Origin of the sequence: Gilliamella sp. B2824 (assembly GCF_026536245.1) — a bacterium.
Classification (GTDB): domain Bacteria; phylum Pseudomonadota; class Gammaproteobacteria; order Enterobacterales; family Orbaceae; genus Gilliamella.
In genome coordinates this window covers 302,082-326,204 of the sequence record NZ_JAFNON010000001.1, presented here as the reverse complement: position 1 = coordinate 326,204, position 24,123 = coordinate 302,082, and the positions used below count along the sequence as shown (strand labels likewise).

Below are 24,123 nucleotides of genomic sequence, written 5' to 3'. Positions count from 1 at the left end.
CAATTAACGTAATTTTAATTGAAAAATTAAGCACTCAGCGCCACAACAAAAAGTAAACTTAGCAGTTAATTTAAAACCATCTGCAACTTTGTCGATACTGCTATTAATTTCACAGGGTTCAGTTGCAGCATCTTTTGCAGCTTGTGTTAATGATACTAATTTAGCTTGAGCTTCTGATTCTGACGCAAAAACGTGTTCGTATTCTGCTGTGCAATCCTCATTATCGATAATTGTTCCAACATCAACACAACAACATGCTGGTGTTTCATTTGCTTTACATTTATTTAGTGAATCTGTCATCCTGTACCTCTATTAATCATTTGGTTTTGACATAGTATACTCTCAATCAAACTTAAGGGCAAAGTTCTAACATTTTTTTAACAACCTAATAACTGACATAAAAAAACGTTTTTTATCAATCAAAAATAGAAGTTTTTTAAAAATAACCTTTGTAAGTCACGGTTATTTCTCAAAAATAATTATTGTCTTAGCGTTTTCTTTTTGTAGTATATAATATTTGCAGTATTTATTTGTATTGGTGTTTTTTATGCAACAACGTAGTAACGTCCAGAAAATGGCAATTTTAGTCGCCGCAACATTTTTTATGGAAAATTTAGACGCGACAGTTATTACTACCGCTATTCCTAATATCGCAAAATCATTTTCAGTTAATCCTCAAGATATCTCAGTTGGAATTAGTGCCTATATGTTAGCCCTTACCATAGGTTTACCTGCAAGTGGTTGGCTGGCTAATCGTTTTACTGCACATCGAATTTTTTCAATCTCGATTGTTTTGTTTATGTTAGCATCTTTACTCTGTGCACTCTCAACTAATCTAACCATGTTTACGCTGGCAAGATTATGCCAAGGATTGGCAGGATCGTTAATGGTCCCTGTTGGCCGCACGGTGGTACTTAGCCGGACTGAAAAACAAAATTTAGTCAATACTATATCAATACTGGTCTGGCCAGGATTAATCGCTCCGGTCATGGGACCTGTGATTGGTGGATTTTTCGCGCAATATCTAACATGGCATTGGATTTTCGTTTTAAATATTCCACTTGGATTTATTGCCCTTTTTTATGCATTCAAACTTCTACCAAAAGAACTACCGCAAATACGCGCATTTGATGGCATTGGTTTTATTTTGTGTGGATCAGGTTTATTGCTCTTTGTTTATGGACTTGAAATGATTTCACATTCACAAAAGAGTATAGGAATAAGCCTTTCAATCGTTTTACTTGGCTGCATAATGTTAACAATGGCATGTTATCACTTAACTCACAGCACACATCCACTGATTAGCTTACAGGCGTTTTCTAAACGTACATTTAGAACCATGTTTTTTGGGGGATCCTTAATCCGAATCGCCTTAAGCAGTGCCCCATTTCTTTTACCTTTGATGTTTCAAGTTGGATTTGGATACTCACCATTAACAGCAGGTGCTTTATTGCTGGTGCTATTTGTTGGTAATATTCTTTTTAAATTGATCAATACACCGTTAATTGAACGATTCGGTTTTCGAAATATACTGATTATTAACGGAATAGTGTTATCAGCGAGTTTTATTTTATGTGCATTTTTTACAGAACAAACCTCGATTATTACTATGATTATCGTTCTTTTTCTATCAGGAGGAGCACGATCAATCCAATTTACTACCTTAAATACACTAGGTTTTTCTGAAATCGAAAAAAGTGAAGTTCAAAGTGCCAATATTTTATCTACTTTAGCACAGCAACTTAATAATGTTCTTGGCATTGTACTAGGGGCATTATTCTTATTTATTGCATCTTGTTACCATGATCATAATAAAACAATGTTAAGTGTTGAAGACTTTCAATTTGCTTTATTGATGGTTGCAGGGCTGACAATCATTGCTATGATTGATTTTATTACACTACCTAAAAATGCTGGTGATAATGTGCGAGGAATAAAATAACGAAGAAAAGCCTCTGCCTTAAGGCAGAGGTTAAATTAATTAAAATTTTGGTGCTGACGAGCGACCTCGTTTTTTCGAAAATCCTTTATCATTCGACTCAGATTTACTACTTCTACGTCCACCACGTCTATTATCAGATGAAGCATTACTCACTAAGCTCATTTTCATCGGTTGATTAAGCACTCTTACCTTTTCGAAGTGTTTAAGAATGTCTTGAGGCATACCTTTAGGTAATTCAACAGTTGAATAAGTTTCGTAAAGTTTGATATTACCAATATAACGACTACTTATATCAGCTTCATTAGCAATGGCACCAACAATATGTCGAACTTCAACACCATTCTCTTTACCAATCTCGATTCGATACATGTCCATATCGCCAACATCACGACGTTCTCGACGTTTTGGTGTTTCACGATTATCACCACGCAAACGGCGCTCACCACTGCGATTATCACGATCGCGACTATCACGAGATGGTTTTATCACTGGATCTGGTGGTAATATTAACGGGCGCTCGCCCTGAGCCATTTTTAAAATCGCAGTAGCGATCGTTTCTAAATCTGTATCACAGCTTGCTTGAATTTGTGATAAGAGTGCTTGATATTGATTAAGATCAGCACTTTCTAACTGTTTTTGTACTTGCTCAGTAAATTTTGCTAAACGACGTTTTTCAATCAATTCTTTTGAAGGTAATGCGACTTCTGGTATTGATTTTTTAATGGTTTGTTCAATGTTTTTAAGCAAACGGCGCTCACGGCTATCGACAAATAAAATCGCGCGTCCAGCTCGACCTGCGCGACCGGTTCGCCCTATTCGATGAACATAAGATTCAGAATCAAGTGTAATATCATAGTTGATGACTAAGCTAATACGTTCAACATCTAAACCACGTGCTGCAACATCGGTTGCAATTAAAATATCTAATCGACCATTACGTAAACGATCAAGAGTTTGCTCTCGTAATTGCTGCGTCATGTCACCATTTAATGCTGCGCAGCTATAACCATGTTTTTCAAGAACGTCGGCAACATCTAACGTGGCGCTTTTGGTTCTAACAAAGATAATCGCAGCATCAAAATCTTCAGCTTCTAAAAAACGAATAATTGCTTCGTTTTTACGCATACCTCTGACTAACCAATAACTCTGATCAATATCAGGTGCGGTTTGATTGGTTCCTTTAATTTGCACTTCTTTAGGGTTTTGCATAAACCGTTTAGTAATGCGACGAATAGGTGCTGGCATTGTTGCTGAAAATAGTGCTGTTTGATGATTTTCAGGAATCGTTGCCATGATACTTTCAACATCATCAATAAAGCCCATTCTTAACATTTCGTCAGCTTCATCAAGAACTAAACCTTTAAGATTAGACAGATCTAATGTTTTACGGTTTAAGTGATCCAGTAATCGCCCCGGTGTTCCGACTACAATTTGCGGACCTTGTTTTAAAGCGCGTAATTGTACATCGTAACGTTGTCCACCATATAATGCTAAAACTTTTATGCCTTTCATATATTTTGCATATTCAGCAAATGCATCGGCAACTTGAATAGCCAACTCTCGTGTTGGTGCTAAAACCAACAGTTGTGGTACTTTTAAATTAGCATCTATATTCATTAAAAATGGGATAGAAAAAGCAGCAGTTTTACCACTGCCAGTTTGTGCCATTCCTAATACATCGTTACCTGCTAACAATAAAGGAATACATTCAGCTTGAATCGGTGATGGTTTGCTAAAACCAAGATCATTTAATGCATTAAGGATATCCTCGGATAAACCAAGGTCAATAAAAGAAACTTCTTTTGTCATGTAAACTCGCTTATAAATTTTATTATATCTAAACAGGTTATTTGCACTGTTAATAATATTAAGCACAACTTAATATCGGCAATGTGCCATGGCTAATTTAATAAAACCAAGAATAGATAAATTTATGCCAGCTCACTAAATTGAAAATTTACAACTCACCCCAATAACTAACTGCCAATATTAATACTATCGATAATTACTCAGCAAAATTTAACGATGATTAGCGTTTTATCATAAAATAGATAAAGCAAAATAATCAAATCATTAAAATTCAGGAGTATATTATTGGCAAATCAGAACTACGCTATAACAATATTTTCACTTTTAAACTGGCATGACCCTTGTTACTTTTCTTTTTCTTCAAGTAACTTCATTTCGTAGAGTGCCTGTTGATGTTCAACAAAGTTATAAATATTATTAGCTAAAGCATATTTAAATAACATTTTGGCACGCTCATTATCACCTTTACTTTGATAATATTTACCTAAGTAAAAGTAGGCTTCACATAGGCGCTCAGCTAATTGCCGATTACTTTCTACACCTTGTTGAAGATTTTGCATCAATTTAGATTCATTAATTTTACCTAAATAAAATGCAACAATATCGCTACTATAAATCGTTTTATCATTAAGCAGATCATAACGTTTTTGTAGCTCATGCTGTGCAACTTTATTATCGATTTCTTTTTCGATCAAATAAAGCCACAAAATTCGAATGGGTTCATTCACATCATATTGATAAAATTGCAACGCATCACGATCTGCTGATTGATAATGCCCAGTACGGTACAACGTAATTGCACGATTTAAGTAGGCATACGCATAAGCAGGATCAAGCTCTAAGGTAGTATTAAACGATGCTAAAGCCGAATCGAAGTCACCATCGCGAAGTGCATAATTACCTAAAAAATTATACAAATCTGGAATTTCAGGATTAAAGCTTAGCAAATGTGTAAAATCACTGTATGCAAAAGCTTTAAAACCTAATGAATCGTAGACAATACCTCGCTCAAAAATGAGCTGCATACGTGTAATGGTATCAATATCATTTTGTGATAACTGCTGACTGAGCTGAGCAATTTTCAATTCATCCTCGTAAGAAACTTGCTCAGGAACAGCCAGTACAGGTAAAGAGTTAGAACAACCTGATAAAAGAATAACAGCTAGCAAAAAGCAGATAATTCTCAGGTTGAATAGTCTCATTTTAACTCCTAGTGAATGACATTTTATTCAGTAATTGGTGCGACATCAGCAGCAGGCTCAACAGCATCTTTCATGCTTAAACGAATTCTACCCTGCCGATCTATTTCTAATACTTTAACATTCACTTCTTGTCCAACTTTCAAGTAATCAGAAACTTTCTCAACGCGATGATCAGCAATTTGAGAAACATGCACAAGACCTTCTTTACCACCAATGATTGATACAAAAGCACCAAAATCAACAATTCGTGTCACTTTACCGGTATAAATTTTACCCAACTCAACATCAGCAACTAAATTATTGATACGATTCATTGCATCTTTAGCTTTATTACCATCAGATGCCGCAATTTTTACTGTACCATCATCAGTGATTTCAATCGTAGTACCCGTTTCTTCCGTTAAGGCTCGAATCGTTGCCCCACCTTTACCAATAATATCGCGAATTTTATCTGGATTGACATTCATGGTATAAATGCGAGGCGCAAATTCAGAGATCTCTTGACGAGGTTTATTAATTGCTTGCTCCATCACACCTAAGATATGTAAACGTGCACCTTTAGCTTGATTAAGGGCAATTTGCATAATTTCTTTAGTAATACCCTCAATTTTGATATCCATTTGCAGCGCACTTACACCTTCACGTGTACCGGCTACTTTAAAATCCATATCGCCAAGGTGATCTTCATCACCCAAAATATCAGATAGAACAACAAAATTATCGCCTTCTTTCACAAGTCCCATCGCAATACCAGCAACAGAAGATTTGATTGGCACACCAGCATCCATTAATGCAAGTGAAGCACCGCACACAGAAGCCATTGAAGATGAACCATTAGATTCAGTAATTTCAGACACTACGCGCACAGTATATGGAAACTCTTCTTTGCTTGGCATTACAGCTGCAACACCACGCTTAGCTAAGCGCCCATGACCAATTTCACGACGTTTTGGTGAACCGACCATACCTGTTTCACCAACTGAATATGGTGGGAAGTTATAATGAAGTAAGAAACGTTCTGTATACTCACCTGTTAGCTCATCAATAATTTGTGCATCGCGCTCTGTTCCTAGTGTTGCAGTAACCAGTGCTTGCGTTTCACCACGCGTAAACAATGCACTACCATGCGTTCTTGGTAACACATTAGTACGAATATCTAGCGCACGGATCATATCTTTTTCACGACCATCAATGCGCGGTTCACCAGCAATAACACGTTGGCGAACAATTTGACTTTCTAATTCAACAATAATGTTAATGACTTGATTTTCATCGAGTTCTTCATCTTGTGCTTTTAACGTTGCTAACACATCGTCTTTAATGAGATCAATTTGTGCATAACGTGCTTGCTTTTCAGTAATTCGATAAGCTTCACCTAAACGATCTTTAGCCAATTCGGCAACAGCATTATATAAAGCTTCGTTCTTAGCTGGCGCAACCCAATCCCATTTTTCACAATTTGCTTTAGCAACAAATTCATTAATATTATCAATGACAACTTGTTGTTGATCATGGCCAAATACCACAGCTGCTAGCATCTGATCTTCTGAAAGCAGATCCGCCTCAGACTCAACCATTAATACTGCACTTTTTGTCCCAGCTACTACTAAGTCTAAACGGCTATGTGCTAGTTCTTTAACTGATGGATTAAGAACAAACTCATCATTAATAAAACCAACTCGAGCGGCGCCAATAGGACCATGAAACGGTACGCCAGATAAACAAAGGGCAGCTGAAGCACCAATCATCGCAACTAAATCAGGACTCACGTCAGGATTCACAGAAACAACTGTTGCGATAATTTGAATTTCGTTAACAAATCCTTCTGGAAATAGTGGACGAAGTGGTCGGTCAATTAAACGAGCAATTAACGTTTCGCCTTCGCTAGGACGACCTTCACGTTTAAAAAAGCCCCCAGGAATACGACCGGCTGCATAACTACGTTCTTGATAATTTACGGTTAAAGGAAAAAAGTCTTGACCTTCTTTCACTTTTTTATCAGCAACAACGGTGACAAAAACAGCCGTATCATCCATATTAACCATTACCGCAGCTGTTGCTTGTCGAGCCATTATACCCGTTTCTAAAGTTACGGTATGACGACCATATTGAAATTTTTGATGTGTCGGATTAAACAAAACAATTTCCTCTTGTATTTTGTGTGTTGAAGTTTGAATTTGAACAAAAAGTAACATAACACGAATTAGGCTACTCACTTCAACAGTGTGGGGATATCAAACAAAAGATTATTTCACTGTCACGACTAATGACAAATCTATAAACTATAGAGCTCTCATTAGTCGCGCGAAACATGAGATACAATCTTTTATTTTTCCGAGCTCGATATTATATCAGAGTCCTAATTTTTCACAACGAAAAAGAGGCCTAAGCCTCTTTCCAAGTAGATAAGTTATTAGCGACGTAAGCCTAATTTTTGAATTAGTTGGTTGTAACGTTCGATATCTTTACGACGTAAATAATCTAATAATTTACGACGGCTAGAAACCATACGTAATAAACCACGACGGCTATGGTGATCTTTTTTATGCGCTGAAAAATGACCTTGTAAGTCATTAATACGTGCAGTTAAAAGAGCAACTTGAACTTCAGTTGAACCTGTGTCATTAGTACCACGACCATATTCGGCAACAATTTTCGCTTTCGCTTCTACAGTTAGAGACATAATAAACCTCTTAAAATTAATATTAATGATGGAATGTCCGATCTCTAATTCAGACATACCTCGATATTCATATAAACATTATATGAATTGTGCGCAATTATACTCAAATTTATTAAAATAGCAATTTGAATTATGGTCATTATTGCCTGCTACTTAAGCTTAAAACCATATTCTTCTTGTATCAGTTTTTTTAGTGCTTCTATATAGTTTTGTGCCGACATACTCAATTGCACTTTTTGAGAGGTAATCCAACCGATTAATATTTTTTCATTAACACTCAGTGGAATTGATAAAATATCAGAACCATTCAAATCGGTACTTAAAACCCCAGTGCTAATTGTGTAACCATTTAATCCATGTAATAAATTAAATAACGTTGCCCTATCACTCACATGAATGCTTTTTTTATGATAGACCGTACTTAAAATCTCTTCAGAAAAATAAAACGAATTATATTCACCTTGCTCAAATGATAAATACGGATAATCTTCCAGATCATGTAAGGTTAACGATTTCATCGCAGCTAAAGGATGATGGGTACTAATAAACACATGTGGATCGGCTTCAAACAAAGGATTAAATGTTAAACGATGCTCTTTAAGTAACCGCAATATGACTTTTTGATTAAAATCAGTTAAATAGAGTATACCCACTTCACTACGTAAATTAGCCACATCGGTAATAATGTCGTAAGTTCGCGTTTCACGTAAGGTAAATTCATATTCGTCAGTATGATTCTTCTTGATTAAATTAACAAAGGCATTCACGGCAAACGCATAGTGCTGGGTCGAAATGCTACATAGTTGCTTTGAGGGCGCCTTTTTAGCATAGTGCTGTTCTAATAACTCAGCTTGATCCAATACTTGTTTGGCATACCCCAAAAACTCTACACCATCGGTTGATAAAGATACTCCCTTTGAAGTGCGTACAAAAATTTCAATGCCAAATTCGGCCTCTAACTCTTTAACCGCTGTCGACAAGCTGGGTTGGGTAATATATAAATTTTTAGCCGCTTCATTGATGGAGCCTGATCGAGCTATTTCTAAAATATAGCGTAATTGTTGTAATTTCATAACGTGAATTGATAAAGTTTTTTCAGCAAATCATTTGCCTTGATATAATTAAGAATATAACAGATATTAATGATTATAAGATAGACAAACTTAAAAAAATTAAATCAGATAATAATTAGTCCATTTTTATCTAAAACATTTTTTAAACATTATCCAACTAATGAAAAACACGCAATAAATTTCCTACCTTTGATTTTTTCATCCACATAATGCACATAGCAGGCTTTTGCAACTCATCATTCACTTTTTAATTAAAAAAGTATTAGCTAACACCGCGTATTTTATATTAAGAATATCGGTATCAATAGTAAACATTATGCTTGTGTTTATGGATTTTCGATTAAATCATTGTCTAAATTCAGTCTATCTTGCCAGTTACCTTTATAACTGCCGCCATGATAACAAATCATCTCATCAATATCATAATTCATCAGATTTTTTATAGAACTTTGGGCTTGAGCCAAATCATAAGCAAACTCTGGAAAAGGTATAACTAATTTATCATTAACCAAAACGAGTGCATCACCCGCTATCAGGGTTTTATTTTCCTTGATATATAACGATATGTGACCTTGGGTATGCCCAGGCGTAAAAATAACCTCTACCCCTTCACCAATAGGTAAAACTTGATGGTTGAGCAAAATATCATCTACCTTAACACCTTCTATATTTTCTAATATTTTATGAAAAATCAGTGCTTGTTGCTTATCATTATCCGACAAGAAAGGATATCTTTTTTCTGCTTGCTCTAAACGCAATGGTTTTTTATGCTTTTCTATATAGGCTTTTTCTATACTTGATGACAATATTTGAATATGAGGAAATCTTTTCTTAAATTCTGCTAACGAACCAATATGATCGAAATCATGATGCGTAATGATAATATGAGATAACTTATTTAAATCAAGATCACTCTTTTTTGCTGCTGCTTCAAATAACTCAAACTGACAAGGATACCCCGCATCAATTAAGATCATATGACTATCATCTTGTATAATGACAGGATTAATTATCTGCTCAATACCGTTATATTCAAATTTTATAGCAAGTACAATTATTTTCATTTTATGCTCACCTTATTCGATACTTATATCCGTAAGTTAATTAGCCTGTATTGGTATTATTGAACCACGCTATGTATCACTATCCCTTACTGACAATATAACATATGGTTAATCAATTAACTGTTGATTTTTATCATTCATATACCTTCTACATTTTAGCAATACTTAACAAACAGACAAAAATTTTACCTTCATTGTTAATAAAGCTTAATCTTTCTTGTTTTTATAAATTGTAAAAATAAGCTGTGGTAAAGGTATTTAATAATCAGTCTAAACAGAATTTTTGAGCAGATATTTTGCTATATGGAGTTTAACAAGATTGAGTTGTCTGAATACAAAAAAAGACTATATGCCTCGAATGTTAAAGGCCTATGTATTAATTGTGTGTTGCTTAAAGCACATCAAAATATCTATTTATGTGTGGTTATTAGCTGAAACAAGCTTGGTGATAGTTGATATAAAGTTGGAATAAAGGCACATAATGACAATTTCATAGTTAACTCATTTATTTTAATGAAATACGTTAAGGCATTTTATAGCTTTAACTAAAGACTTCCTGCGGTTAGGCTATTAAAATGTAAAAATCTACCTCGCCAAATTTTTGCTTTCTTTAACTACCTACACGGTATTGAGCCGCCGAAAACTTCGGCCGACATCTACAATGCTTTTCTAAACTACCTATACGGTATTGAGCACAACGTATTGAAAATAGGGGTACTGAAATAGTTTCTAAACTACCTACACGGTATTGAGCTAGAACAACGCATACTATAATCGCCTTTGGCATAAAGGTAAATATTGTTTTATTACTTAAAAACCCTTTTTTTTAACTGTTTTGTAATGCTTTGATTTTATTGATCTTTAAATTCAGCGAAAAAAAAGGGTAAAAACGGTGAGGTAATTATTGATAATGTTTAAATGATATTGACTTGAAACAGTCTGTTTGAAATCTAATGCGATCAAATTATAATTGATAATTACTCTGCTCGATAATTTATTTAATAATGTTAAAAATACCTCAATTACTTTTTATTTAAAACAGTAACAACAATCGTTGATAAACGAACCTATACTTTAAATCGTAACGTTAAGGAAGTGTGTCAAATATTCTTGTTAGCTTTGGGGCGATAACCATGGCAGCATATTATTACCATTACATTGAAACAGTGCATTAAGTATATTTAGATCGTTTACTGCAAAAGTATTGAAAATGTAAAAATCGTTCTATTAGTTTAGCTTAAATGTAACTATATTATTACGATTAAAATTGTGAATCTTTAGTGTTCCACGCTTTATTAGCTAAATATATTAAAACAAAATTTATCATCAATGACGGTTATCTAACAATCAAAACCAAAATCTAATCATCAGAAGAAATTCTCATAAATAAGCTTAATGCTCATAACTGTAGAAACAATAATTAACATTGGTCTTATTAATTTTCTTCCTTTCGCAATGACCATTTTAGCACCTAATCTTGCGCCGATAAATTGTCCAACTAACATGACTAAACCTATCGACCAGACCACTTGTCCGCCCATAATAAAAAATAACAATCCCGCTAAATTTGAGGTAAAGTTAAGCACTTTGGTATGCGCGGTTGCTTTTGTCAGATTAAACCCTGCAAGGGTAATATAGGCTAGAGCATAGAAAGAACCGGCACCGGGTCCAAAAAAGCCGTCATAAAAACCAATTGCTAACGCTGGAATAAGAGCAAATTGTAGGGTGGTCAGGCGGCTTTTACGGTCTTGTTCTCCGATTGTTGGTGAGAGAAGGAAATATAACCCAACACTGATCGTTAATACCGGTAATAATAGTCTTAGAAAATCGGCTTGGATATGCATAACCGAAACGGTACCAACTGCGGAGCCGATGAAGGCAAAGATGATTGCGGTTTTTTGTTCTTTAAGGTTGACCATGCGCTCACGAATAAAGTAGAGACTAGCCGAGAATGATCCACCACAACTTTGTAACTTATTAGTCGCTAAGGCACTAGCCGGCGGTAAACCGACTGCCAATAGTGCCGGCACGGTAAGTAACCCTCCTCCACCGGCAATTGAGTCGATAAATCCCGCTAAAACTGCTATGGCAAACAGCAGAATAAGGAGTTCGTAATTCATAGCGGATTCACATCACTGCATTGAGCACGATAACGAAGGTAGTGATCCATTAAAACAATAGCAACCATTGCTTCAGCGATGGGAACTGCTCTTATACCCACGCATGGATCATGCCGACCATGCGTCGATACTTCAACGGCTTCACCTTGTACATTGATCGATCGACCTGCAATTTCAATGCTTGGTGTAGGTTTTAAGGCAATGTTGGCTAAAATGGTTTGTCCTGAGCTGATACCGCCTAAGATGCCACCGGCGTGGTTGGATAAAAAACCTTCTGGACTAATCTCGTCGCGATTTTCGCTACCACGTTTAGTAATAACAGCAAAGCCATCACCTATTTCGACCCCTTTAACTGCATTGATACTCATTAATGCATGAGCCAATTCAGCATCTAACTTATCAAAAACCGGTTCGCCAAGCCCAACAGGTACATTTTCAGCGACAACAGTGACTTTAGCACCAATTGAGTCGCCGTCTTTTTTTAATTTTCTTAATAATTCATCAAGCTGCTCAAGTTTACTTTCATCAGCACAAAAAAAGGAATTTTGTTCAACTTGTTGCCAATCTCTTAATTGACATTCAATATCACCCATTTGAGCTAAATAACCACGAATAGTAATGCCGAGTTTTTCGTTTAAATATTTTTTAGCTATAGCGCCTGCCGCAACACGCATTGCTGTTTCGCGCGCCGATGATCGACCGCCACCTCGGTAATCACGTATGCCATATTTTTTTTGGTAGGTGTAGTCAGCATGACTAGGGCGAAAGATATCTTTAATTTTGCTATAATCTTGTGAACGTTGATCGGTATTTTCAATCATCAAACCGATACTGGTGCCGGTTGTGACACCATCAAAAACACCTGATAATATTTTAACTTGATCTGCTTCGCGGCGCTGCGTAGTATAACGAGAAGAACCAGGACGGCGACGATCGAGATCGTGCTGCATATCGGATTCAGTTAAAGCAAGTCCCGGTGGTACACCATCTACAACACATCCTAATGCTATGCCATGTGATTCGCCAAAAGTGGTGACTTTAAATAACTTACCGATCGAGTTTCCAGACATAAATTTTATTTCCAATGATTAATAACACATTATTTAAAATAGTGGTGAAATTCTATTAAGGTTTGACACGATATTGAAAATACACCAAGTCCACCATGTTCAAACGTTATCCAATTGAATGGAATATCAGGATATTGTTCTTGCAAACTGATCCAACTATTTCCTACTTCACATATTAAAACACCATTTGGTGTTAGATAATTGACGGAATCACGTAAAATTCTTTTCACAAGATCTAAGCCATCAACGCCCGCTTCTAATGCCAATTTAGGTTCATATAAAAACTCATCAGGGAGATCACGCATGTCTTCGTCATCAACATAAGGAGGATTTGAGACAATAACATCATATTTTTTAACCGGCAGATTATCGAATAAATCCGATAATATCGGCGTTACTTGAAATTGCATTTCATGTAATTCAATATTCGTTTGCGCAACATCTAACGCCTCTAATGATATGTCAGAAATATCAACTTGCGCATCAGGAAATGCATATGCACAGGCAATACCAATACAACCGCTACCTGTACACATATCTAATATTGAATTAGGCTCAGTTGTTAACAAGTTGGAAAAGTGATTATCAATTAATTCACCAATTGGTGAACGCGGTATTAACACCCGTTCATCAACATAAAATTGGTGACCACAAAACCAAGCTTGATTGGTTAAATAAGGCGTTGGAACCCGATCTTCAATGCGTTTTTGAATCAGATCCAGTAACTGTTGTTTTTCAGACTCAGTAAGACTGCTGGCATAAAATTCTGGCGGAATAAATAATGATAAACCTAATGTTGTTAAAATAAGCTGCTTGGCTTCATCAATCGGGTTATCAGTTCCATGACCTAAATAGATATCAGACTGGCTAAATTGGGAGGTTGTCCAGCGTATAACGTCCTGAACAGTGCGTAAGTTTTCCATAATGGCTCCAAATATTCTAGGAGGAGGAAGGTTCTACTCGTCACTTTCGGTCTTGTTAACGTGAATGCATATTGTCAAAGTAACATTGAAAGTCACTCCTGACAGTTAAAACCTGACGGCTTTTATCCTTCAATGACTAAATAATAAAAATTTATGGCGGTGAGGAAGGGATTCGAACCCTTGATACGTTGCCGTATACACACTTTCCAGGCGTGCTCCTTCAACCACTCGGACACCTCACCAAAATTTCTCAACCCGCTAATTAAAGCAGGTTGCATACTATAATGATCACAAGCTAATTAATCAAGCTTTTTAATTCATTACAACAATAGTACCAAATGCGGCTAAAACAACTAGTATAGCGACAACAGTTACTAAAGCAAATTTCAAATTTGTACACATGTTTATTATCTCCAATTATTTGTTGAACCCAGCTTTATTTAATTGATTGATCTAATGAAATAAATCCACTTACGGGTTGACTAACATCAATTTTTGGATAGTTAGGCGCTAAATCTAATAGAATTTCAATCGCTTCATTTAAATAAGCATCGGGTATTTTATAGTCCTTAGGTAAATCGTCTAATTTAGCGATGGCTGGTTTTCCTTCACGAGCCAAGCGTTCATTCATTCTTTTTAGATCACGATCATCATAAGTTTTTCGCTCTGCTTCACGCGATTTTTTGTTCAACGAAACAATGTACTGACGATCCTTCTTGTTATTAAAATCACTGATATCTTGTTCAAGATAGATAAATTCAGGATTTTTAGCTATTCGCGTTAAATGCTTAGCCGTTAAATCAGGTAGAAGCGGTTTAACATTAGCAACAGTCAAATATTCAGACGAAGGAATTTTATCCCATGGCATAGCATTATCTAAGAACCGCTCGCCCGTTTCGTCCATATATTTAGTTTTACTCATTTCAATGTCAGGCTCAACCCCTTTTAGTTGGGTACTGCCACCGTTTATACGGTAAAATTTTTGTACAGTATATTGCACACCGCCAAGTTCAGGCCAATTGGGATGTAATCTTGAATCAGAAGGATAGGCAATATTACGAGAAGTTTGTACCGTGCCTTTACCATAAGTTGTTTCACCAACAATAACAGCGCGTCCATAATCTTGCATGGCTGCGGCGAAAATTTCAGAAGCCGAAGCGCTATATCGATTGACCATTACAACAATAGGACCTGCATAGTCGGCACCTTTATTTTTATCGTCGTAAACGACAACTTTTTGTAAATTATCGCGAACTTGTACTACTGGTCCATTGTCAATAAATAATCCCGTTAGGGTAATAACTTCAGCTAAAGAACCACCGCCATTATCACGTAAATCAATAACTAATCCTTGCAATTGTTCATTTTTAGCTTGCAATAATAGATCGTGGACTTTATCTGTTAAACCCATATAAAAACTTGGAATCTCAATAACACCCACTTTTCCACGTTCATTATTGATAATTTTTAATTTGGCTTCACGATCTTCAAAATGAATCTTATCTCGCGTTAGTTCAATAATTTTAGATTTACTATTATTACCTGCTGGTAAAATTTCTAATCTAACTACTGTACCTTTTGGACCACGAATTTTATCGACAATGTCGTCTAAACGCCAACCGATAACATCTTCAATAGCTGAGTTTTTTTGACCAACACCGATAATTTTATCGCCAACAGCTAGCAACTTACTTTTTTCAGCCGGCCCACCAGTGACAAAAGACATGATGACAGTATAATCATCTTGTTGGCTGAGCGTTGCGCCAATACCTTCAAACGATAAACTCATTTCAGAATCAAAATCACGTTTTGAACGCGGTGCTAAATAACTGGTATGCGGATCAATTTCACGTGCAAAAGCATTCATAAACACTTTGAATGCATCTTCATTATTGGATTGTAAAATGGTTTTTATAACACGATTATATCGTTTGGTTAGTGCTTCACGAATTTGTGCTTCATTTTTACCAGATAAAGACAAACTGAGCTCGTCATATTTAACACGTTTATCCCAATAGGCATCGAGTTCTTTTTCAGAAGTTGGCCAAGCAATATCTTCACGTTTAAAATCAATTTCGTCATTATTGGTGAAGTCCATTGGGCGCTTCAAAACCTCAAGAGCATACTTATAACGATCATAACGCTTTTGTAAGGCGAGATTATAAATATCGTATGCAGTTTTCAAATTACCATCTAATAATTCTTGTCCAAGCGAATCTTGCCTATTTCGAAAACTATCCACATCACTTTGAATAAATATTGCTTTGCTACCATCAAGCATTTTGAAATAACGATCAAAAATTTTAGCCGAAAAAGCACCATCTAAAGCAAAATTACGATAATGTGCTTGAGTAAAATAGTTAGTAACTCTTCTCGCCACAACTTGGTGTATATCATCTTGTTTAAGAACAGGTATTTGCTCGTTATTAACTTGCTTAGCCTGCGTACTTTGGCTAACAATACATAAAACAAGGCTTAATTTGATAACAACTTTGAGTAATTTATTCATGCAAATTCTCTATTTGGTAATAATATGCTCAGGTTTAACAGTTAATTCCATGCCAGAGCCGACATTCACCTTAATATGTTCTTTTTCAATATTAATGATTTGAACTCTTAATGGTTTATTGCCTAATAATACTTTAACAAAGTCACCCACTTTTAAAGCCTTCGGTTTTTTGACTGGTGGGCGAGAATTTTTACGTTTTTCTTTCGCTCTTTCTTTGGCTTTTTGTTTACTTTCTTTTAACTGTTGTTGGGCGTATTGTTCTTGTTCTTCATTAATAAGATCATTAGGATTTCCATCTAAATCAACTCGATTAGCACCCGCTTTAATACTATATAAATAACGCCAACTCATCGTATAAGCACGCAATGCAACACGAAGTTTGGTTTTACTCAGAACTTCACTTTCGCTCAAACGAGAAAGGATATCTTGAAATATCCCTATTTTGAGGGGTTTAGCTTCGCCTTCAAGCGTAAAACAATTAGGAAATTGTTCGACTAAATATGCAATAATCTCTTTACTATTTGTTAATTGAAACTGACTTTCCATTGGTAATTCCATTAGCAACTAAATTGAATTTTACTAGCGTTAAAGTATATCTCAGCTTAAACAATAACACTAATTATCTTTTTTCTGTTTATTAATAAAAGTAATAAAATCTTTAATACCATTACGCATTAACCAAGATGCAACGATAGATTTTTCATCATCCGATAATTGTTCAAATGCAATCATCCATAGTTGAAAAGGTTCGATAGGTGATACGACGTAGCTTGCACTTTCTTCTTCTGCATACAGTGCTTTTTTGACAACTAACGGTAAACTGGCAATATGATACTCTAGCGCTTTACCACGAACACCCGTTCTTTTTCGTGAAGTCCATTTTTCGGCTCTAGCTTTTCGATTGACGCCTTGTATCGTTGATGGCATCCCTGCAATGCTTGATAGCTCTTTTGACGAGAACCATTCTTTCATTTTCACTATCCTATTTTAGCACAATAAGAAAAAATTACAGAAATTAAAGAAACTTTGATACAATAAATTAAGAAACATAATTATTAATAACTAAAGTTCAATTGTAAACTTACTTGTTTTAGTAACATCAAAGCATAACATAGATGCACAAGGTTATAAACTAAGAGGAAATAAAAAATGAAAATAAAGTCTAGTGATTGGCACCCTGCAGACATTATTGCCGCCTTAAAAAAACAAGGAACGACCCTGGCAAATCTATCCCGACAATCGGGTTTGAGTTCATCAACATTGAGTAATGCGTTAGTTAGACCCTGGACTAAAGGCGAAGTTATTATAGCTCAAGCTCTCAATTTACAACCTCATGAGATCTGGCCTAGTCGTTATATTAATTCAAATACAAACCAACCAATAAAACGCGTCCTAAGACAAAATAAAGACTAAAAATAAAAATTATTGTACATTAATAACAAATACGCGGAAAATATGGAAACAGTAAAACACATATAGTTTCCATATTTACATAAAATCGACCAATTTCTTTGATTAATGATAATTTGATTTTTTCAAAATTAAAAAATGCGCTCATCTTGAACGTTGACGAGCATGTGTTATTATTGACACTTCAAAAATTATGTTAGTTGTCAGGTAACAATACCATGAAAAATATAAGTAAATTCATTATCGCACTATTTTCAATTATTATCCTTTCAAGCTGTAGTCAAAAGAATTTTGTCGAACAAGGCACACCATTAAGTAAAGAAAAAGTCAGTCACATCGTTGAAGGTGCAACCACCGAATCACAGATAATTTCATTATTTGGCGAACCAACGAGTAGAAAGGTCATTAATGCTAACGAGACCCAGTGGACGTATAAATATACTAAAAAAAGCTCTACCAGTCATATGCTCATTGGCGAAACCCAATATAATATTCTTGAAGGAACACTTGATGTGCTAATTTCAAACGGTGTTGTAACTTGGTTTAATTACGACGAAAATGAAAGACAGAAAAAATGGTAATTGATTTATCTTAATACAAAAGCTAGCGCATCTTTTTGATGTGCTAGTAATTAAAATAGTTCACAGACTACCCCCTATTGATTAGCGCCTTGTTATTAGGCCTGTTTATTCGTTAATCATTTTTAAATGCCTAAACATTCAACATTTATTTAATCAAGTCCAAGACAGAGCTGGACAAAATTATGCATTAGGCTATACTCATGGACGAAATTAACCAGACAATCGCTGCTTTGTTGTAGTCCTTTTTAAAGGAGACAAACAGAGGGGAGGAAAGTCCGGGCTCCATAGGGCAGAGTGCCAGGTAACGCCTGGGGGATGTTGGCGAGAGCGAACATTCACGACTAGTGCAACAGAGAGTATACCGCCGATGGCTTATTGTTTAAATAAGATCAGGTAAGGGTGAAAGGGTGTGGTAAGAGCACACCGCGCAACTGGTAACAGTTGTGGCACGGTAAACTCCACTCGGAGCAAGGTCAAATAGGGATTCATTGGCGCGGCCCGCGTTGAATCCGGGTAGACTGCTTGAGCTAATGCGTGAGTATTAGCCTAGAGGAATGATTGTCCACGACAGAACCCGGCTTATCGGTTAATTTCAACTTTTATTTTTTGCCGTCTTGCTTTGCTTGTTTTTTATTATTTAACCAACGTTTTACTGCTAACCAAATCGAAAAGACTAAACCTAGCACCAATAAAAATACCGGTATTAACATTAATAAAGACATGATCTGTTTTTCATAGGTTTTAAAAATTGGTGATAATCCAAATAGATAACCTAATGTGACAATCAAAAATATCCATAATGTTGCACTAACCCAATTGTAGATGTGAAATTTACGGCTATGTAAACCTGATAAACCAGCCATCATGGGTAATAGTGTTCGAACAAAAGCAATAAATCGACCGATAAATAAAGCTTGTAATCCATATTTATGGAATAGTACTTCTGATTTATGGTGATATTTTTCTGGCAAATGCGCCATCCAATTTTGCACAATTTTGGTATTTCCCAACCAACGTCCTTGTGCATAACCAAGCCATGTGCCAAAAGCGGCGCCGGCAATCAAAATTAAATTTATAAGACCAAAATGAAAAACATCAAGACTTATCAATACACCGGTTAAAAACAGTAAACTGTCACCGGGTAGAAATGCCGCGGGTAACACACCGTTTTCTAATAAGATAATGACAAACAGCATGCCATATAATATCCATAACACATTGGGATTTGAAAGTGTTGCAATATCCATATGAACAAATGCTTGATAAAGTGTAATGATTGTTTCCATCTATTTTTATATCTCACTTATTTAGTTATGACTAATTTATAGTACCACCAACCGTTAAATTATCCACTTTTAAAGTGGGTTGTCCAACACCGACAGGTACGCTTTGCCCGGCTTTACCGCAAACACCTACACCGGAATCGAGTGATAAATCATTCCCTACCATTGAAATTTGTTGCATGGTTTCAATGCCCGATCCTATTAATGTCGCGCCTTTAACTGGATGGGTAATTTTGCCTTTTTCAATGAGGTATGCTTCTGATGCAGAAAATACAAATTTGCCGGATGTAATATCAACCTGTCCGCCAGCAAAGTTAGGTGCGTATAGCCCATAATCTACACTACTAATGATTTCATCAAATGTTGAATTACCCGCTAGCATGTAAGTATTGGTCATTCTTGGCATAGGTAAGCAAGCATAATTTTCACGGCGACCATTACCGGTAGAATGGCATCCCATTAACTTAGCATTTAGCTTATCAAACATATAACCTTTCAAAACACCATTCTCAATTAAAACCGTTTTTTGAGTTGGTGTACCTTCATCATCAATCGAAAGTGAACCACGTCGATTTTCGATGGTACCATCATCAACAATCGTACAAAGTTCTGAAGTGACCTGCTCGCCTATCTTACCAGAAAACACGGAGCTATTTTTACGATTAAAGTCACCTTCTAAACCATGACCTACCGCTTCATGTAGCAACACACCAGGCCAACCGGCACCTAAAATAACAGGCATTGTGCCGGCTGGCGCAGCTTTTGCCGATAGCGATACTAACGCAAGTCTTACCGCTTCGCGAGTATAGCTATCGGCAATACTTTCACCGGTTTGAGGATTGGTGGTTAAAAAATATTCATAACCAAAACGCCCACCACCACCACTACTGCCATGCTCTCGTTTACCATCTTTTTCAACTATTACTGAAACAGATAAACGCACTAACGGCCGAACATCAGCGCACAACGATCCATCTGTTGCTGCAATTAAAATATCTTCATAACTACCAATTAAACTCGCGGAAACTTCAATGACTCTTGGATCGATTGAACGTGCTAATGCATCAATTTGCTTTAATAGTGCTATTTTTTGTTCTTGTGAAAAAGAGTTAATTGGATTAATAGCTGGGTAAATAGCAACAGCTTCTGTTTGTTTAAACGGCGTTACAACAATTGGGGTTTGTTGTTTAGTGATTGAATTAGCGGCTAAAGCACTTTGCTCTAAACGGTTTAAAGAGAGTTGATCTGTATAAGCAAATCCAGTTTTTTCACCTACGATTGCACGAACGCCTACGCCCTGATCACGATGAAAAGAAGCATTTTTAATAATTCGATCTTCAAGCGACCAACTTTCATAGTAACCAGACAAAAAATATAAATCACCAAAATCAATTTGTCTTGAACTTAATATATCAAGCAAATTCAAAAGGTCTTGGTGGCTTAGGTTATTGGGATTGAGTAACCGTTCACTCACTTGAGTAATTATCATAAATTCCTTTATCTGTACTTTATCACATTCGTTATTTAGCTAATTGTTTTTCATCTTTGTTTATAATGGGGTTATTATTACACATTTCAAATCGTTATAATAAAACACAAGCATGATGACCGGGAGTATTGTGATGAAATAGCAATTATCACATCAATACCACATCATACTGCTCTTGAATATAAAGCGGTTCAACTTTAACTTCCACTCGCTTACCGACAAATATTTCGACTTCGGCTAGAGCATGTGATTCATCTGTAGTTAAAGCATTCGCGACAGCCGATGATGCATAAACCAAAAAGTATTCAGAACGATGAGCTTTATAGACACGCACAATTTCACGTAAAATTTCATTACAAACTGTTTCAACGGACTTGACCATACCTCTGCCTTTACATGCTGGACACTCCTCGCATAAAATGTGACCGATGCTTTCACGCGTCCTTTTGCGTGTCATCTCAACCAAACCCAATGCCGAAAACGAATTAATTGTTGTTCTTGCCCTATCTTTCGATAAAAAATCTTGTAAAGATTGCAATACTCGCTCACGGTGCAAGTCTTCTTGCATATCAATAAAATCAATGATAATAATTCCGCCTAAATTACGTAAGCGTAACTGTCGAGCTATGGCAATAGTTGCTTCAATATTAGTATTAAAAATCGTTTCTTCTAAATTACGATGACCAACAAAAGCACCTGTATTGATATCAATGGTTGTCATGGCTTCAGTTTGGTCAATAATTAAATAACCACCCGATTTTAATTTAACTTTGCGATCCAATGCCCGTTGAATTTCGTTTTCAGTATCATAAAGATCGAAAATCGGAATACTGCCACGGTAGTGCGATAATTTACTTGTTACTTCAGGCATAAATTCTTGAGTGAACTCAATAAGTAGATCATAGGTTTGCTTTGAATCGACCAATATTCGCTCTATCGGATCACCCACAAAATCACGCAATACCCGTTGTGATAGTTCAAGTTCACCATACACTAAATTTTTACTAATCGGGCGAGCCATTCGTTCTTGAATTTTTTTCCACAACCGTTTTAGAAAATTAGCATCTTGTTCAAGTTCATGTGCGTTAGCACCTTCAGCTGCTGTGCGAACAATAAAGCCACCTTCTGGCGTAACATATTGTTCTACAATATGTTTAAGTCTTTCTCGCTCTGTTTCACTTTCAATACGCTGTGAAGTGGCGACATGCGCTGAATTTTGCCCCGGCATTAATACCAAATAGCGCGAAGGTAAGGTAATATCAGTTGTGAGTCTTGCCCCTTTTGTACCTAAGGGATCTTTGACTACTTGTACCATTAAGTCTTGACCCTGGCGAACCAGTTCAGAAATATCCTTAACTTGAAATTGTTCTTGCTCAGAATAAGAAACGCATTCAGTATGCGGCATAATATCTGAAGCGTGTAAAAAAGCCGCTTTTTCTAAACCAATATCAACAAATGCAGCTTGCATACCTGGCAAAATTCGAATGACTTTACCTTTATATATATTACCGACAATACCACGACGTGATTCACGATCGACATGAATTTCTTGCAAAACACCATCTTCAATATAAGCTACACGAGTTTCTGACGGTGTCACATTCATTAATAATTCAACAGACATAAAGAGCGTTTCCTTTAATTAATTGCAAAGTTCCGTGCTATTCGTCGTAAGAGTAGATATATCCATATCCATAAAAAGCCATCCACACAACTTGATAATAAGATATAAGGTGACATCGAAATTATATGATAAATACTAACTTGAAATATAAACACTAATCCATTATAGCAAACAGAAACCGCAATTATTATAAAAGATTGTTGCCACAATGCTAAATTACGAAGTAACTGATATTTAAAAACAAGCAAATAAGCAATAAATGAATAAATAAACGCGTGTACACCTAAAAAAGTACCCGAACATAAATCTATCATTAGACCAAATAAAAAAGCGGTGCCAATACCGACTTGGTAAGGTTGTGCAATTAACCAATAGGCTAAAATTAACATAAACCAATGAGGTTTGAACATGTTGTAAGCTGGTGGCCATGGTATAATTTGTAAACATAATCCAATAAATAATGTTAGCCAAATAAATAATATGCCATTATGACCCCTCATGTTTTACTCCTTGATCTCCCCATAATAATAGTAGATAACGTAATCGTTTTAAATCCGCTGTCGGTGTTGCCGAAATAATTGGCGTTGAATCATTAATATCGAGTTTAACTGAACTCACCACAGCCACGGGATATCCCTCAGGAAAGCGACCATCAAGTCCTGAAGTGACAAGTACATCGCCAACTTTAATATCAACATTGTTAGGTAAAAAATCAAGCGTTAGATCATTGCTACAACCATTCCCTACCGCCACCATTGATATATCGTTTCTTAATACTTGTACCGGAATGGCATGTTGATAATCACACACTAAAATCGCTCGGCTAGTTGTCTGTGCGGTTTGATAAATTTGCCCAACAATCCCTTTTTCATCAACTACCGGTTGACCAACATAAACCCCATCATTTTGACCTTTATTTACAACGACTTGATAAACATACGGATCTGTGTCTGCTAATAAAACTTGTGCCGCCATTTTATGTTCATCATGTCTGAGCGGAGATCCCAGTAATTCTCTTAACCGATTATTTTCATGTCTGAGATGATCAAGTAATAATAAATCTGCTTTTTTTTCAAGCAACAAATTATTCAGTTTTGCATTTTCTGTTTCTAATGTTTCTCGTGTTTTTGACATTTCATAAAACCCATCAAGCGTGGCTTGGGGAGCATTTGAAATGTAATATAAAGGGGAAATAATCGTATCTAAATAATAACGAACTTCTTTAAAAGGACGATAATTTATATCTAATGCAATTAAAGCTAACGACATAGCCAAAGACATAAATAATTGTACACTAAGAGGCGAACGTTTAGAAAAAAGCAATTTCATTGTTCAGTACTT

22 protein-coding genes, 1 tRNA gene and 1 other RNA gene are annotated in these 24,123 nt (G+C 35.9%); 4 read left to right on the top strand and 20 right to left on the bottom strand.

The genetic code is table 11. The features are described 5' to 3' along the window. Window positions 1-3: 3 nt before the first annotated feature. Window positions 4-300, bottom strand: coding sequence for a YfcZ/YiiS family protein (locus tag J3U56_RS01510; RefSeq protein WP_267333325.1), 297 nt, complete (start codon window positions 298-300; stop codon window positions 4-6). A 247-nt stretch (window positions 301-547) separates the two neighbouring features. On the opposite strand from J3U56_RS01510, the gene J3U56_RS01505 reads away from it, so the two are divergent. Next, window positions 548-1,942: an MFS transporter gene (locus tag J3U56_RS01505; protein WP_267343560.1), complete on the top strand. Its 1,395-nt coding sequence runs from the start codon at window positions 548-550 to the stop codon at window positions 1,940-1,942. A 39-nt stretch (window positions 1,943-1,981) separates the two neighbouring features. Here J3U56_RS01505 and J3U56_RS01500 read toward each other — a convergent pair whose 3' ends face one another. The 14 genes from J3U56_RS01500 to J3U56_RS01440 all read right to left on the bottom strand — a co-directional run bounded on the left by J3U56_RS01500 (window position 1,982) and on the right by J3U56_RS01440 (window position 17,367). Further along, window positions 1,982-3,751 (bottom strand): DEAD/DEAH family ATP-dependent RNA helicase, encoded by a 1,770-nt coding sequence (locus tag J3U56_RS01500; protein ID WP_267366419.1) that lies wholly within the window; start codon window positions 3,749-3,751, stop codon window positions 1,982-1,984. A 344-nt stretch (window positions 3,752-4,095) separates the two neighbouring features. Continuing rightward, entirely contained in the window at window positions 4,096-4,953 is an 858-nt protein-coding gene (gene nlpI, locus J3U56_RS01495) for a lipoprotein NlpI (protein ID WP_267333322.1), read from the bottom strand. 23 nt (window positions 4,954-4,976) lie between these two features. Beyond that, window positions 4,977-7,091, bottom strand: coding sequence for a polyribonucleotide nucleotidyltransferase (pnp, locus tag J3U56_RS01490; RefSeq protein ID WP_416379567.1), 2,115 nt, complete (start codon window positions 7,089-7,091; stop codon window positions 4,977-4,979). Between the two features lie 275 nt (window positions 7,092-7,366). Further along, window positions 7,367-7,636 carry a 30S ribosomal protein S15 gene (rpsO, locus tag J3U56_RS01485; RefSeq protein WP_065634359.1) on the bottom strand — a complete coding sequence of 90 codons (270 nt, stop codon included), beginning with the start codon at window positions 7,634-7,636 and terminating at the stop codon, window positions 7,367-7,369. Between the two features lie 149 nt (window positions 7,637-7,785). After that, entirely contained in the window at window positions 7,786-8,709 is a 924-nt protein-coding gene (locus tag J3U56_RS01480) for a LysR family transcriptional regulator (protein ID WP_267333321.1), read from the bottom strand. 326 nt (window positions 8,710-9,035) lie between these two features. Further along, complete coding sequence (locus J3U56_RS01475; protein ID WP_267333320.1) at window positions 9,036-9,773, bottom strand: MBL fold metallo-hydrolase; 738 nt, start codon at window positions 9,771-9,773, stop codon at window positions 9,036-9,038. Window positions 9,774-11,140: 1,367 nt separating this feature from the next. After that, window positions 11,141-11,893 carry a TSUP family transporter gene (locus tag J3U56_RS01470; RefSeq protein ID WP_267366417.1) on the bottom strand — a complete coding sequence of 251 codons (753 nt, stop codon included), beginning with the start codon at window positions 11,891-11,893 and terminating at the stop codon, window positions 11,141-11,143. Further along, window positions 11,890-12,963: a chorismate synthase gene (aroC, locus tag J3U56_RS01465; RefSeq protein ID WP_267366415.1), complete on the bottom strand. Its 1,074-nt coding sequence runs from the start codon at window positions 12,961-12,963 to the stop codon at window positions 11,890-11,892. Before aroC ends, J3U56_RS01470 begins: the two co-directional genes overlap by 4 nt. Before the next feature lie 29 nt (window positions 12,964-12,992). Then, a complete protein-coding gene (gene prmB / locus J3U56_RS01460) occupies window positions 12,993-13,886 on the bottom strand; it encodes a 50S ribosomal protein L3 N(5)-glutamine methyltransferase (RefSeq protein WP_267366413.1) in 894 nt (297 codons plus the stop codon). 154 nt (window positions 13,887-14,040) lie between these two features. Next, window positions 14,041-14,128, bottom strand: a tRNA-Ser gene (locus tag J3U56_RS01455). 70 nt (window positions 14,129-14,198) lie between these two features. Further along, window positions 14,199-14,288, bottom strand: a complete 90-nt coding sequence (locus J3U56_RS12100; RefSeq protein WP_416379566.1) for a YnhF family membrane protein — start codon at window positions 14,286-14,288, stop codon at window positions 14,199-14,201. Window positions 14,289-14,322: 34 nt separating this feature from the next. Next, a complete protein-coding gene (gene prc, locus J3U56_RS01450) occupies window positions 14,323-16,395 on the bottom strand; it encodes a carboxy terminal-processing peptidase (RefSeq protein WP_267333316.1) in 2,073 nt (690 codons plus the stop codon). Window positions 16,396-16,404: 9 nt separating this feature from the next. Further along, window positions 16,405-16,941 (bottom strand): RNA chaperone ProQ, encoded by a 537-nt coding sequence (gene proQ, locus J3U56_RS01445; protein ID WP_267366411.1) that lies wholly within the window; start codon window positions 16,939-16,941, stop codon window positions 16,405-16,407. A 69-nt stretch (window positions 16,942-17,010) separates the two neighbouring features. Continuing rightward, entirely contained in the window at window positions 17,011-17,367 is a 357-nt protein-coding gene (locus J3U56_RS01440) for a DNA-binding protein (protein ID WP_065634351.1), read from the bottom strand. A gap of 177 nt (window positions 17,368-17,544) precedes the next feature. Between J3U56_RS01440 and J3U56_RS01435 the strand changes: the two genes are divergently transcribed. From J3U56_RS01435 to rnpB, 3 genes are all read left to right on the top strand, one after another. Beyond that, window positions 17,545-17,808: a helix-turn-helix domain-containing protein gene (locus tag J3U56_RS01435; protein ID WP_065634350.1), complete on the top strand. Its 264-nt coding sequence runs from the start codon at window positions 17,545-17,547 to the stop codon at window positions 17,806-17,808. Between the two features lie 215 nt (window positions 17,809-18,023). Next, window positions 18,024-18,386: an outer membrane protein assembly factor BamE domain-containing protein gene (gene bamE, locus J3U56_RS01430; protein ID WP_267343564.1), complete on the top strand. Its 363-nt coding sequence runs from the start codon at window positions 18,024-18,026 to the stop codon at window positions 18,384-18,386. Window positions 18,387-18,592: 206 nt separating this feature from the next. After that, an RNA gene (rnpB, locus tag J3U56_RS01425) (RNase P RNA component class A) lies at window positions 18,593-18,984 on the top strand. 1 nt (window position 18,985) lies between these two features. On the opposite strand, the gene J3U56_RS01420 is transcribed toward rnpB, so the two are convergent. From J3U56_RS01420 to mreC, 5 genes are all read right to left on the bottom strand, one after another. Further along, window positions 18,986-19,672 carry a DedA family protein gene (locus J3U56_RS01420; RefSeq protein ID WP_267343565.1) on the bottom strand — a complete coding sequence of 229 codons (687 nt, stop codon included), beginning with the start codon at window positions 19,670-19,672 and terminating at the stop codon, window positions 18,986-18,988. Window positions 19,673-19,703: 31 nt separating this feature from the next. Beyond that, complete coding sequence (tldD, locus tag J3U56_RS01415) at window positions 19,704-21,158, bottom strand: metalloprotease TldD (RefSeq protein WP_267333312.1); 1,455 nt, start codon at window positions 21,156-21,158, stop codon at window positions 19,704-19,706. A 148-nt stretch (window positions 21,159-21,306) separates the two neighbouring features. After that, window positions 21,307-22,782, bottom strand: a complete 1,476-nt coding sequence (gene rng, locus J3U56_RS01410; protein WP_267333311.1) for a ribonuclease G — start codon at window positions 22,780-22,782, stop codon at window positions 21,307-21,309. 14 nt (window positions 22,783-22,796) lie between these two features. After that, window positions 22,797-23,282 carry a rod shape-determining protein MreD gene (mreD, locus tag J3U56_RS01405; protein WP_065634345.1) on the bottom strand — a complete coding sequence of 162 codons (486 nt, stop codon included), beginning with the start codon at window positions 23,280-23,282 and terminating at the stop codon, window positions 22,797-22,799. Further along, complete coding sequence (gene mreC / locus J3U56_RS01400; RefSeq protein ID WP_267333310.1) at window positions 23,269-24,111, bottom strand: rod shape-determining protein MreC; 843 nt, start codon at window positions 24,109-24,111, stop codon at window positions 23,269-23,271. Before mreC ends, mreD begins: the two co-directional genes overlap by 14 nt. Between the last annotated feature and the right edge of the window lie 12 nt (window positions 24,112-24,123).